A 13,936-nucleotide genomic window follows, 5' to 3' on the forward strand; every position below is an offset into this window, starting at 1 on the left:
TCCCTGGTGTTGTTTTAAATCCTGAATTTTCGGTTGATAACGGCTTAAGCTGGGATCCCTGGACAGGGGAGTACATCATCGGAACTGTAGGTACTTCAACCAACAGCAATACCTTCTCCCTTCAGATTCGCGGACAGGTGAATCCATCTGCTGCCGAAGGAAGCCAGATCGTCAATACTGCGACTGTAACAAGTACCCTGTCTTTCGATCCAAATCCAAATAACAACAGTTCTGCGGCAACCAACAATGTCACTGATCTGACTGACCTGAAAATTACGAAAGTTGATTCCCCGGATCCTGTAATTCCGGGTCAAACACTTACCTACACCATTACAGTGGAGAACCTCGGCCCTTCGGATGCGCAAAATGTTGTGGCAACAGATAACCTGCCCGCTGGATTGCTTTCAGCAAATGCATCTGCTACTGCCGGAAGTTGGAATTCACCCTACTGGAATTTGGGAACTCTGGCAGCCGGTGCATCACAAACCCTTACCATAACCGCCGTAGTTGGTGAGTTGGCCAATGGCGCCATCCTTACCAATACTGCTACTGTGATTACAAGTACGCAGGAGGTAATTACAGGAAACAATATGTCAACGGTAACGACTACCATTACTGCCAATCCGCAAATCAGCATGACCAAAACTGCAGATAAAACCAGTAATGTTGTTGTCAATGAAACAATTACCTATACCTATGTGGTCACCAACACAGGTAACGTGGTAATGAATAACATTACTGTCGCCGATTTACACAGTGGTTTTGGTAGCCTGAGTGCTATCACCCCGGCATCAATCCCAATGCTTGCTGTTGGATCGTCTGCTACTTTCACTGCCACCTATATTGTTACTCAAGAAGATATTAATGCACAATTTGATATCGTAAATACAGCTACTGCCACTGCAACTTTTGCCGGTCAAAGTTTTACAGCTTCTGCAAATGAAACAGTAATTCTAACCACTGCAAATCCATCAATTTTCCTCAATAAATTTGCTGATGATATTACAGAAGTAGTTACAGGCCAGATATTAACCTACACCTACGAAGTGACCAACACTGGCAATGTGGTAATGAGTAACGTTACAGTGGCCGACCTTCACAGTGGAGCAGGAGCGCTAAGTAACATTAATCCTGCAAGTATTCCTTCACTTGGGATTGGACAAACAGTCACTTTCACAGCGACCTATCAAGTCACACAGGAAGACATTGACTTGCAACTGGACATTGTGAATACTGCGACTGCAACTGCCACTTACAACGGCGATGATTACCAGGATTTCGATGCTGAAATAGTGGATGTGAAGGACAAAGAGCCATCAATTCTGGTGACAAAACTGGCAAATCCGCAGATTTACAGTGTCCTTGGACAACCGGTAACCTACACGATCACAGTTAAGAATACCGGCAATGTAACCTTGAATAATGTTATCGTAGCTGATCCGCTGACCGGCTTGAACACTACCACGCTGACCCTTTCTCCAAATGAAGAGTTGACTTATGTTGAGACCTATTTTATAACACTCCAGAATCTTATCAATGGTACTGTAACCAACACCGCGACTGCAGCAGGAGAGGATCCTCAGGGTAATCCGGTTGAAAATGAAGCCTCCGAAATCATTACAGCGGTATTTAATGATATCCTTGCTGAAGATGATAACTATGGTCCTTTTACCGGATACGACGGCAACCCCAATGCAGGTAATGTGCTGGACAATGATGAGTTTAACGGAAACCTGGCAACTGTAAGCGAAATTGATATTTCAATTGTGATTCCAGCAGTACCGATAAATGGTGGTCCGGTTCCATCAATCGATCCTTTAACGGGTAATCTGAATATTCCACCGCAGACTCCCGCCGGCGTTTACACAATTACCTACAGGATTTGTGAAGATTTTAATCCTGTTAATTGCGATGAAGCGCTGGTGAGTGTGATTGTTGTCGAAGCTCCGATTTTGGCCGAAAATGACAATTTTGGTTTCGTTTATGGAAATACGGGTAATGCAAATATTGGGAATGTTTTGGATAATGACATGTTGAATGATTTACCGGTGGATATCAGTGATGTTCAGATTTCAATTGTGAATCCTGCTACTGATCCTGGTGTTTCAATTGACATCAACACAGGGATTTTAGGTGTTGCTGCGAATACCCCCGGAGGTCTTTACACGATAACATACCAAATATGTGAAGTACTTAATCCGGCCAATTGTGATGATGCAGTTGTCACGGTGTTTGTCATGTATCCTGAATTGACAGTCACCAAAACTGCCGATCCTCAAACCTATTCTGAAGTGGGCGAGGCTATTTCTTATACAATTACTGTGAAAAATACGGGTAACGTCATCTTAAATGATGTGCTGGTAACCGATCCGTTAACTGGTCTGAATACCACTACATTGACCCTTACACCAAATCAGGAGCTGGTTTATACGGAGATTTATTTCACTACTTCTCAGGATGTTTCCAATGGAACAGTAACCAACACTGTGACTGCTAATGGTGAGGATCCGATAGGAGGGCCGGTTGCTGATGATGCAACAGCAATCATTTATCTTGACTGCGTTGCGATAGAGGCATGGGTTTATCTTGAAGGAGCGGCTATTAGCCCATCAGGTATGGCAGTCTACGCTCTTCCGATGCGAACTGATCTGAATAATAAACATATCCTTCCAGGTCAGACATTTAATGATTTTTTCTTTGGAACCCAATACACACCTGCAGGACAACCCTACAATGCCGCTCCCTGGTTCTATTTCGGTACTGAAGGTGTCGGATTCGATTCTGACGGAATTGCTGCGAATGGTGATGCAGGTTATCCTTCAACTGTAGTTGACTGGGTGCTTGTATCATTGCGTGATAATCCAAAAGGAGTGGGAGGTCCTGTTTGCCAGGCTGCTGCATTGCTGCACAAAGACGGTACGATTGAATTTGTGAACGGATCATTTACCTGTTGTGGCCTCAACTTAAACAGTTCCTACTGGATTGTGATCGAACATCGCAACCACCTGATCGTTATGTCGCATGAGGATGTTGAAATTGTCAACAATAAGATTACCTATGACTTCCGTAACAAGCAAAGTTATATCGATCCTGATGTTTTATTTCCGCAGTTGTTTGTCCGACAAAAAGAGGTACTACCTGGAGTATTTGCAATGTTTGGAGGCAATGGCCAGCAATCTTTCACCTCGCAGTCCGACACTGATATCAATTCTGACGACAGGGTGTTCTGGGGGGGGGAGAACGGTATCTTTGGTTACTACAGGATTGGCGACTTCAACCTTAATGGTGATGTGAACTTTAACGACCGCACCATCTGGGAGTTTAACAATGGTCAATTCACCAGTGTATCCAGGGACTAAAAATTTTTACATGGATGGTAATAAATATATTGCCATCCATGTATCTTTTAAAAATATTGACTTATCTTTGCGTCACAAAAAATTATAATCATCAATAATTTCCTAAAATTATGAAAACATTTCAACTTTCTCTTTCACAAAAGATGTTCAGGCTTAATGTTCCGGGAATCGGGAGAAGACTTACTTTCTTGGTATTCGCTTTTCTCTTATTATCAGGGCTTTCAACCTATGCCCAGGTACCACTAATTACTGTGCGTTTCGCCAATCCTCAGATTGACTGCGGAAACATGACTTATTGTGTGGATGTTGAATTTCAGTCAGATGCGCCTGATAAGCGAATCTTCGGCATGAATACCCGTTTTTTTTACGACGGTAATGTCCTCGAATTCATCAATATGACCAATTTTGTCAATGGATATGGTCCTTTTAATCCAAATCCCCCAAATGTAACTTCTGGTAATGCAGTAAGCGGAGCATTAATGTTTTCCTTCAATGGAGCGGCTACATATGTAAATGGCGCTATGCAGCTGATCAATTCATCTGCACCACCTGTTTACATCTCTACAACAGGATGGACCAGGTTGTACAGTATTTGTTTTGAGATTAAAGAACCGGTAGCAACATTTGAGGATGGTTTTTGCCCAAGTCTGCTTTGGGACCTTGAGGAGGACCCGATGAACGGTGGTTTCCTTCCCGGCAGCGATGGTGTAGTGATATCCGTAGTTGCACCTCCACCTGCTTACTCAGCATCTGTCAACGAAAATGTCGTTCAATTTAACTGGGACTACGATGCCGAATCCGGAACTCCGTTTGGCGCCCCAATATCAACCAATTGTGTTGCTCCATGCATAATTCTGGTTGCTAATGACGACGATTTCTCTCAAAATGCTGTTTGCAGTTTTGAAGGTGGTAATGCAGGAAACGTTTTGCTTAATGACCTTATCAACGGATACCAGCCCAATCCCGCTCAGGTCGAATTGACCATTGGCAATAATGGAGGGATCAATGGAGCCACATTGTCATTTGAAGGTAACCTCATCATCCCCCCTGCAACTCCTGCCGGTTTGTATTCATTATCTTACCGTTTGAACGAATATGAAAATACGGATAATTTTAAAACAGCCAATATACAGGTTAAAGTGACTGATCCGGTTTTCCAATGTCCTCCTGATATGACGGTTTGTTTAAGCGAGCAACCTTTTGCACTTACAGGTGCTGTGCCGGGTGGTGGTATTTTTGCCGGAAATGGGATGATCACCGGACTGTTTAACCCAATGGTTGCAGGAATAGGTACACATTTCATTAACTACTGCGTTATCAATCCATTCACCAATGAGCAACTTTGCTGCGATTTTAGTGTAACTGTAACCGATGACCAGCAGGTTCAGCTTTCGATGGGATGGAGCGGAATCTCCAGCTATATTCTTCCTTCTGACCAGACTATGAGCTCTGTTTTAGACCCCGTAAGTCAGCAATTAAATGTGATTTACAATTTTGATGGCATCTACTGGCCGGATCTGGGTATCACCACACTTAACCAATGGAATCCATTTTCTGGTTACATAGCAAGATCATCTGATATTGCCGTATTGCCAATTTGTGGAGATGCCATAACAGGAACTCCATTGGAACTTAATGCCGGATGGAGCATCATGCCGGTATTATCTGCCGTACCGTTTAATATCGAAGATTTATTCAGCGGTGTTACTGGTCTGGTTGTCGTAAAGGAAGTAGCCGGTGTTGGTGTTTACTGGCCGGCCTATAACATCAATACTATTGGTAACCTTCAACCCGGAAAAGCATACATTGTAAGTCTGAGCAGTCCTGCAACCATTGATTTTTCGCAACAGCAAAAGAACATTTCCACCATTAAGCCCGACAATTTTAATCAACTCAACACACCATGGAACATGGTAACCTATACACCGGCTTCACACCTGGTGGCATTCAATCTTGAAGAAAATCCCCTCAAAACTGGCGATATCATTGGTGGTTTTACACAGGATGGCCTTTGTGCCGGTTTGTTCGAATTTAAAAATCCATCCAACTCGTTTGCCATCAGTTTGCAGGGAAATGACTCTTATTCAGATGAAGTCGATGGTTTTATGGAGCAGGAAGCGATTACTTTCAGCGTTTACAGGCCTTCAACAGGCGAGCTCTTGGACCTGGATGTTACATTTAATCCTGCTATGGATCAGGGCTCCTTCGAAACCAACGGGCTGTCGGAAGTAAATTTGATGAAAGTTTCCTCAACAGGTGTTATCATCATTGATGCCTCCTTCCTGATCGTTTATCCCAACCCGACGCAAGGTGAGTTTACCATCAACGGGTTGGAAGGTGTAGCAAAAATTAAAATCTATAATTCATTTGGAAAAGAAGTTAACAAGGTCGAAACGACTCTCCCTGCTTCTTTTAACTTAGGCGGGGTAGCCAGAGGTGTTTATATGATCAGAATTGAGGCCGGACAAAAGATGTATTTCAGAAAGCTGATCATTAATTAAAATTTTAAAAACAATTTTAAATCAGGCAGATAAGAAGATATTCATTAAAGATTTGTTTAAAGGCGGCTTCATACCAGTGAAGCTGCCTTTGTCATTTCCAGTAGGACCAAAAGCGCTACATTTGCAAAAATATCCATGATAATGAAGGTTTATAAACACCTCTTTTTTGATCTTGACAGCACACTGTGGGATTTTGAAAAAAATGCCCATGAAGCTTTTACTGACATTTACATTAAATTTGACCTCAAGGGAAAAGGTGTGATAAGCCTTGATGAATTTGTAAGGAGCTATCTGAAACACAATGACGAACTGTGGGCGCTTTACCGTGATGGAAAAATTGAAAAAGAGTACCTGCGCTGGCGACGGTTTGAAGTCACGCTAAATGATTTCGGTATCCACGACCCGGTGCTGGCGAAGCATATCGGAAACGATTATGTGACCATCAGCCCCAAAAAGACCAACCTGTTTCCCAATGCCATTGCTTGTCTTGAGTACCTGAAAGCGCGCTATGAACTGCATATCATTACCAACGGGTTCGAAGAGGTACAATACACAAAATTGGAAAACAGCAATTTGCGCAGATATTTTCGTCACGTGATCACTTCAGAAGCTGCCGGCAGCAAAAAGCCCGACCCCAGAATTTTTAATTATGCGTTAAAGACTGTGGGAGCATTGCCTCACGAAAGCCTGATGATTGGCGATGACATAGAAACCGATATCAAAGGCGCTTCAAATGCAGGGTTGGATGCAGTGTTTTTCAACCCTGAGAAACAGCCTCACAATGGAGGCGTTACGCACGAAATTTTCGATCTCCTTGAACTAACCCATTTCCTTTAAACAATGAGAATTTTCTTTCTATTTACGATTGCATTTGCCCTTCTGTTCACATCCTTTAGCTGTCGGTTATTTAATACGAAAGCTGAAATCGTTGGATTACCATACACTTTGAGCCATCAGGAAATGACGGCTATGGATTCGTTGTATTTTCAAATAGATATTCAGAATACCGTTTTTATTCCAGACGACCCGTCAAATGGCGACCTTGTTGAACTCAATACAGCCATGAGCACTTTTTTGGATGAAACCATGGTTCGCTTTTGGAGTACTGACACCGTTGGCGCCAGAAAAATGATTCAGGAAACAGGTGCATCAGGCTATTTTATTTTGATGAATCGTTATGAAGTGATGGATACAACCAATGCGCTGATCAGCGTAAAGTTTGAAACCTATAGCTATGCGTTGGGAGCACATGGTTTTACCGCCATCACCACTTTCAATTTTGATTTGATTAACAACCGGATGCTGAAACTTGATGACCTGGTCGATGTGTCAGTGCCTGACAAAATGATTGAATTAGAGAACCTGCTGGCTAAGCACCTCGAAAATCCGGATAGCTGTTTTTTTACCAAACCAACTGTTGGCAATGATTTTACAAGATTTGCCATTGATCCTGGCCATGTTGTGTTTTACTTTGAAGCATACGAATTGGGGCCATATAGTTGCGGAACGGCAACAATAAAAGTCCCCATTGAAGAGCTAAAAACCGCAGGACTTTATGCCTGGGAAAAAGAATAAATAGTACCGGCAAGAAAACCCATTAAATTTGATTTTCAACATTTAGGGTTTTCTTGCTGATACTAAATAAGTCCGGAAAAATCTCTGTTTCAGATGAAGTTAAAATGTCAAATTTGCCGGTAATAATCGACAAGCAGGATGGCCTGTCGGGTTTCCTTGACGTCATGGACACGAAGAATATCAGCTCCTTGTAATAAACACAGCGTGTTCAGTACAGTGGTCCCGTTGAGTGCATCGTCAGGTTTAATCCCCAATATTTTATTGATCATCGATTTACGCGAAATCCCTGCAAGGATAGGGCATTCAAGCGATTGGAAGCGGTGCAGCGATTTTAATAGCTGGTAATTGTGTTCCACAGATTTTCCAAAACCAAAACCAGGATCAAGTATAACCGGAGCATTACTTCCCAATGCCTTTAGTTTATCAAGATTATGCACAAAAAACTTATAAACCTCCTCCACAACATCCTTGTATTTTGGATCATTCTGCATAGTTTGAGGGGTCCCCTGCATGTGCATCATGATGTATGGAATGCCAAGTCTGGCTATTAAAGGAAACATATCAGCATCCATCTGCCCGCCTGAGATATCATTGATCATATCGGCGCCGGCTTCAGCTGCCCGTCTTGCGATTTCGGCCCTGAACGTATCGACGGATAGAATGGTTTGAGGAAGTACTGATCTTAAGCCGGATAAAACTCCTGAAAGCCGCTCCCATTCTTCATCAGCAGAGACGTAACTGGCAAACGGTTTTGACGAGACGGCGCCAATATCAATGATGGCAGCTCCCTGCACAACCATTTCCATGGCATGATCGAGGGCATACCGGATTTCCGGCAATTTTCCTCCATCATAAAACGAGTCAGGAGTAAAGTTGAGAATCCCCATGATCACAGGTTTACTAAGGTCAAGTGTTTTGCCTTGCCACTTAAGTTCTCGTTTTGCGTTCATTCTATATTTTTAAACAAACTTTTACGTTTCGTTAACATGCCGCTAAATTAAACCAATTTATCTTTGGCAAATATTTTCTCAATCTATCATTTAAAATTATAAAGATATGATAATCAATGCATTTTCAAAATTAGCAATGACGATGACGTTGGTAATACTATTTACCGCCATGGGAAAAGCCCAGCAGGTTGAAGAAGTCAAACTTTCACGCGAAGAACAGCAACTCCAGCGGGCAACAGAAAAAGTAGCACGTGCAGAAGCCTCATTAGCCAGGGCGCAAACCGGCGTTGAAGAGGCTGACAGCCTCGCAGCTTCAGGGAAACAGATGATGGATGGTGCTAAGGCTGATTTAAAAAAGTGGAACACCGAAAAATCAGCCCTGGTAAAAAACTATGCTTCTGAAAAAAAAGACCTTGAGCGGCAACTTAAAACAGACGACCGCATTCAGAAGGACAGGGTGCGCGAGCAGGTAAGAGAGTTGGATGCTAGTCACAGAGAACAATTGAGAGAGATAGATAACAAGATTAAAGAAGCAGAACGTACCTACGAAAAGGGGAAAAGTAACCTGGTTAAAAGCAAGGAAAAACACAAAACCGCCAATTCAAAGTTGAAACCTACACAGAAATCTCTCGATGAAGCGCAGAAAGAATTGAACCAGGCGACCGGCATAGACGAAAAACCTCCAAAGCCTGAAAAAGCTGAAAAGCCCGAAAAAATGGAAACACAGGAAAAACCTGGTAAACCTGAAAAGCAACCAAAAAAGGATAAAAAATCTGAAACCGATGATTCTGGTGGAAAGTAGTTCAACTGGCTTTTTTATTTTCCAATCAAGTATTAATTTTTAAAAAACAATGATGACTCAGGGTACTTTGAGAGCAATCACCGGGTGGACTATAGTTATAGTTACGCTTTTCTCCGCTTTTCTTATTTATTTTTTTGAAGGTTTCAACCTGTTATTCCTTATTCTTCTTTTGTTTGAAATGATCCTGGTTGTGCGCTACCGCAGAATTTTTTCTCTGGGTATGATCCGGACTAGCCAGGTGTTGATTGGTTTACTTTTCCTGTTCTCAGGTTTTGTCAAAGCTGTTGATCCTTTAGGAACTGCCTATCAGATCGAAGATTATCTTGATGTGTATAGGATCAATTATGGTTTCGGACTGTCCATTTTTTTATCATTCACTTTAAATGCAACTGAATTGTTGTTGGGGGGACTCATGTTATTGAACATTAAACATAAAATTACCCCCTGGCTGGTTGCATTTATGATGGGCGTGTTTACACTCACTACACTTTATGACGCAATCTACAATCCTGTGCCTGATTGCGGCTGTTTTGGTGATGCCGTGATTATGACCAACTGGCAGACTTTTTATAAAAATCTTGCGATTAATGTCTTTGTATTGATTGTCCTTTTGGGACGGTTTAAAGTTTTTTCTGTATTCAGAAGTGCAACAGAATGGCGACTTGCCGCAACATTGGCAATTTTGTTTACCGGATTTCAATACATGAATTATATCAACCTTCCTATGCTTGATTTCAGGCCATACAAGATTGGTAACCGCCTTACCCCTGAAAATCCGCAGCCAGTAAAGAATTATCTTACCTATCGAAACAAAATCACGGGCGAAACCAAAGAGTATTTGTCGCCAGATTATCCGTTTGACGATCCCGAGTGGCTCGAAAACTGGGAATTTGTCAGCCAGCGGATTGATGATCCAAATAAAGTGAATGGGATGAACCTCTCTGTGATTGATTTCTATGGAGAAGACCTAACAAAATACATCATGCAAAATCCGGATTATCACTTCATTGCAGTGGCATGGAATTTAGATAAATCGGATAAGGATGCTTTTCAACTCATCAATCAATTGTACCTGAGTGCCGAGCAAAAAGGCATCCAGTTCATTGTTCTGACAGCCACTTTGGAAGAACAGATTCAGGAATTTATTGTCAGCCAGGCTCTTTCACCCGACATGCAGTTTCATTATTCCGATGATATCGAACTGAAAACGATGATAAGAGCTAACCCTGGCTTATTTCTCATACACGACGGGGTCATCGTCAAAAAGTGGCATCATAACGACCTGCCTGAATGGGGAGTGCTTGAACAAGAGTACTTTGCCGAAAGATAAAATGGTGTGATTATTTGGCAAACGTTTTTAATAATTTTGAACATTCGATATTAAAGAAATGTAAATCAATGGTCAAATATTTTTTTTTAGGTTTATTTTATTTCATTTTAATGATTTCTGGAGTTTGTCAAAAAAGTCAAATCAAGAAAAGTCCAGTTTTTGGAATTTGGGTTGAAAAAATAAATAAATCAGATTCATTGCTTTTTTTACCGGAGTATGATGGTCAAAATCCAATATTTCATTTAACACGAGGGTTTGATCTAAATGACACCACGAGGCTACCTAAGCCCCTTTCCGGGCCTTATTGGTATAAGCTTGATAATGATAGGATTTTAATCAATTGGTTTCTGTCATCAGATTTAAGATATCATTCATATTATTTCGACCTGTCCAAAGATGAGACCATACTTAGAATTGGTAATTTCTTTGGAAGTAGTGAATTACAGAAAGACACTTTAACTTTCATTAAAGTAAAATAAATCTTGCGCAGAATAGCTGGCAGCCAGGCAATGCACGGCAAGGTGATAAGGTTTTGATCAAAACACCTTCTTACATCGAACCTTTATGTTGAGGCTTATGTTTACTTTTGCAACGACAAAAGCTGAACAAACCCAGCGAAAAGGTGTTCTTTTTGCAAATTGAATTTATTAGAACAACATATATTTTACAATGAACTATAGAAAACAATTCACACTTGATAAAGAAGACAAGGTTTTTACCCTTAAAAGCACTGATAAAGAGACGCTGAAGAAATGGTATTACCTGATGACGCTTGGCCGACAGATTGACAATAAAGCGCCCAATTACCTCAGGCAGGCATTGGGTTGGTCGTATCATGCGCCATTTGCCGGCCACGATGGTATCCAACTTGCTATTGGACAGACATTTGAAAAAAATAAAGATCATCTTTTTCCTTATTACAGAGACATGCTCACCGCCATTTCAGCGGGATTGACTACTGAGGAAATACTGCTTAACGGACTTTCCAAAGCCACTGATGTGGCGAGTGGAGGGCGACATATGTCGAACCACTTTGCCAAGCCGGAATGGAACATTCACAACGTTTCTTCAGCCACCGGCAACCATACGCTTCATGCTGTGGGTGTTGCCAGGGCGATAAAATATTACGGCGCCGATGCGGTTGCCATCAGTTCGCAGGGCGAATCATCGACTTCTGAAGGGTATGTTTATGAGGCCATTAATGGGGCTGCTACCGAGAAACTGCCGGTTATCTTTGTTTTTCAGGATAATGGGTACGGTATTTCGGTGCCAAAAGAGGAACAAACTGCAAACTCCCGCGCAGCCGACAACTTTCATGGATTTAAGAACCTGAGGGTAATTTACACTAACGGTAAAGACCCGTTCAGTTCGATGAATGCTATGCATAAAGCAAAACGCATTGCCAAAGAGGAAGGCTTGCCTGTTATCGTCCATGCCAACTGCATCAGGATGGGATCGCATTCCAATTCCGATCGTCATGAACTTTATCGTGATGATGTAGAACTTGCAGAAATGGACTTGCTCGATCCATTAAGAAAATTCAGAGAGCGGCTGGTTTATGCAGGTATTTTCACTGATCAGGAGCTTGATGCACTGGATGGGCAGGCAAAAAGTGAAATTTCGGCTGCTCACAAAAAGGTGTTGAAAGCTCCCGATCCTGATCCAAAATCGATCTTCGACTTCATTATACCGGCGCCTTATGTTTCGGAAAAATATCCGACAGGGTTGCACAATGGCGACGGTAAAAGAATTAAAATGATCGAAGCGCTGAATTCGACGCTCAAAGCTGAGTTTCGTCACAACCCGGATACTTTTATCTGGGGGCAGGATATGGCAAATAAAGAAAAAGGCGGAATTTTTAATGTTTCCAAAGGCTTGCAGCAGGAATTTGGGCCAAAGCGGGTATTCAATGCCCCTATTGCTGAGGATTTTATTGTTGGTACAGCGAATGGAATGTCCCGGTTCGACAAAAAAATCAGGATCGTGATCGAAGGGGCTGAGTTTGCTGACTACTTCTGGCCAGCTATGGAACAGTTCGTCGAATTGACTCATGACTACTGGCGGAGCAACGGAAAGTTTTCTCCAAACGTCACTATTCGCCTGGCTTCTGGAGGGTATATTGGAGGAGGGCTTTACCATTCACAAACCATTGAAGGCGCCTTGACCACATTTCCGGGTATCCGGGTGGTTTATCCTTCATTTGCCGATGATGCAGCAGGATTGTTGCGTACCAGTATGCGCTCCGAAGGGCCAACCTTATTTCTTGAGCCCAAAACATTGTACAACGATCCGATGGCTGAGACCGAGGTTCCGGATGATTTTGAAGTTCCGTTTGGTATTGCACGAATCCGCCGCACAGGCGCTGATCTTACTATGATCACCTACGGTAATGCCACACATCTTTGCCTGAAAGCTGCTGATAAACTTGAAAAAGAGGAAGGTAAATCTGTTGAAGTACTTGACCTCCGTTCACTGATTCCACTCGATAAAGAGGCCATTTTGCAGTCGGTACGAAAAACCAGCAGAGCTCTGGTCGTTCATGAGGACAAGGTGTTTGGCGGGTTTGGAGGCGAAATTGCGGGAATTATATCTGAAGAAGCCTTTGAATACCTGGACGCTCCTGTTAAACGTGTTGGCTCCACATTCACTCCGGTCGGTTTTAATCGCATTCTAGAAAAAGCCATTCTCCCTGATGTTGATCGCGTTTATCATGCAGCCAAAAAAGTGCTGGATTTTTAATCTGTAATCGTCTGTTATTTTTTTCGGTTAGTTTTGCGGCAAATCAAAACAGCTATTCAATCAAATTTTTGAATTTTGCTTTGCCTCATCAACGACCGGTTTGTTCCTTACAACGAAGCGCATTTGCATGTTTCGGATATCGGGCTGCAACGCGGCTATGGCATTTTTGATTATTTCCTTGCCGTTCATGGCAGTATTCCGTTTTTTGAAGATTACCTGGACAGGTTTTTTTACTCGGCTAAGATGCTAAACCTTGATTTTCAATTATCCAGGGAGGAACTCAAAGAAAAAATCCGGTATTTAATTCAGCAGAATCAACCCGAACGTTCGGGCATCAAATTGCTGCTTACCGGCGGCTACTCCGAGGATTTGTATACCCCAACCGGCCAGAACTTGTTAATCCTGAATCTTCCAATGTCGCATCATCCGGGAGATTTGATCGGTGGAATTAAGTTGATGTTGCTTGATTACATCCGTTTCAGACCGGAAATCAAAACCACTTTTTACCTGCCAACCCTGAGTATGATGCCTGAACTCAGAAAACAGGGTGCAACGGAGGTGCTTTATCACAACAACGGCGCAGTTTCTGAAACGACCCGAGCTAACATATTCATCATAAAGCAAGGAAAACTGATCACCCCTTCGGAAGGTATATTGAAAGGGGTTACGCGCATGCACAT

At 42.3% G+C, this 13,936-nt stretch carries 9 protein-coding genes; 8 read left to right on the forward strand and 1 reads right to left on the reverse strand.

The genetic code is table 11. The features are described 5' to 3' along the window. The 4 genes from IH598_13000 to IH598_13015 all read left to right on the forward strand — a co-directional run. On the forward strand, positions 1–3,359 hold a 3,359-nt coding region (locus tag IH598_13000), incomplete at its 5' end, for a DUF11 domain-containing protein (protein ID MBE0639427.1). A 110-nt stretch (positions 3,360–3,469) separates the two neighbouring features. After that, positions 3,470–5,860 carry a T9SS type A sorting domain-containing protein gene (locus IH598_13005; GenBank protein ID MBE0639428.1) on the forward strand — a complete coding sequence of 797 codons (2,391 nt, stop codon included), beginning with the start codon at positions 3,470–3,472 and terminating at the stop codon, positions 5,858–5,860. Between the two features lie 141 nt (positions 5,861–6,001). After that, positions 6,002–6,697 carry a noncanonical pyrimidine nucleotidase, YjjG family gene (locus IH598_13010; protein MBE0639429.1) on the forward strand — a complete coding sequence of 232 codons (696 nt, stop codon included), beginning with the start codon at positions 6,002–6,004 and terminating at the stop codon, positions 6,695–6,697. A gap of 3 nt (positions 6,698–6,700) precedes the next feature. After that, positions 6,701–7,435, forward strand: a complete 735-nt coding sequence (locus tag IH598_13015) for a DUF3298 domain-containing protein (protein ID MBE0639430.1) — start codon at positions 6,701–6,703, stop codon at positions 7,433–7,435. A 107-nt stretch (positions 7,436–7,542) separates the two neighbouring features. On the opposite strand, the gene folP is transcribed toward IH598_13015, so the two are convergent. After that, entirely contained in the window at positions 7,543–8,385 is an 843-nt protein-coding gene (gene folP, locus IH598_13020; GenBank protein ID MBE0639431.1) for a dihydropteroate synthase, read from the reverse strand. A gap of 106 nt (positions 8,386–8,491) precedes the next feature. Here folP and IH598_13025 point away from each other — a divergent pair, with 106 nt between their 5' ends. The 4 genes from IH598_13025 to IH598_13040 form a co-directional block, all read left to right on the forward strand. Beyond that, complete coding sequence (locus IH598_13025; protein MBE0639432.1) at positions 8,492–9,187, forward strand: hypothetical protein; 696 nt, start codon at positions 8,492–8,494, stop codon at positions 9,185–9,187. Positions 9,188–9,239: 52 nt separating this feature from the next. Beyond that, complete coding sequence (locus IH598_13030) at positions 9,240–10,517, forward strand: hypothetical protein (protein MBE0639433.1); 1,278 nt, start codon at positions 9,240–9,242, stop codon at positions 10,515–10,517. Between the two features lie 669 nt (positions 10,518–11,186). Next, positions 11,187–13,256 (forward strand): 2-oxoisovalerate dehydrogenase, encoded by a 2,070-nt coding sequence (locus IH598_13035; protein MBE0639434.1) that lies wholly within the window; start codon positions 11,187–11,189, stop codon positions 13,254–13,256. A 75-nt stretch (positions 13,257–13,331) separates the two neighbouring features. Next, on the forward strand, positions 13,332–13,936 hold a 605-nt coding region (locus tag IH598_13040; protein MBE0639435.1), incomplete at its 3' end, for an aminotransferase class IV.

It is taken from the genome of Bacteroidales bacterium (assembly GCA_014860585.1).
Classification (GTDB): Bacteria; Bacteroidota; Bacteroidia; order Bacteroidales; family 4484-276; genus RZYY01.

Coding starts and splice junctions, on each gene's coding strand:
- IH598_13025 (MBE0639432.1), top strand. CDS start 8,492: ATGATAATCAATGCATTTTCAAAATTAGCAATGACGATGACGTTGGTA.
- IH598_13035 (MBE0639434.1), top strand. CDS start 11,187: ATGAACTATAGAAAACAATTCACACTTGATAAAGAAGACAAGGTTTTT.
- IH598_13010 (MBE0639429.1), top strand. CDS start 6,002: ATGAAGGTTTATAAACACCTCTTTTTTGATCTTGACAGCACACTGTGG.
- IH598_13005 (MBE0639428.1), top strand. CDS start 3,470: ATGAAAACATTTCAACTTTCTCTTTCACAAAAGATGTTCAGGCTTAAT.
- IH598_13030 (MBE0639433.1), top strand. CDS start 9,240: ATGACTCAGGGTACTTTGAGAGCAATCACCGGGTGGACTATAGTTATA.
- IH598_13015 (MBE0639430.1), top strand. CDS start 6,701: ATGAGAATTTTCTTTCTATTTACGATTGCATTTGCCCTTCTGTTCACA.
- folP (MBE0639431.1), bottom strand. CDS start 8,385: ATGAACGCAAAACGAGAACTTAAGTGGCAAGGCAAAACACTTGACCTT.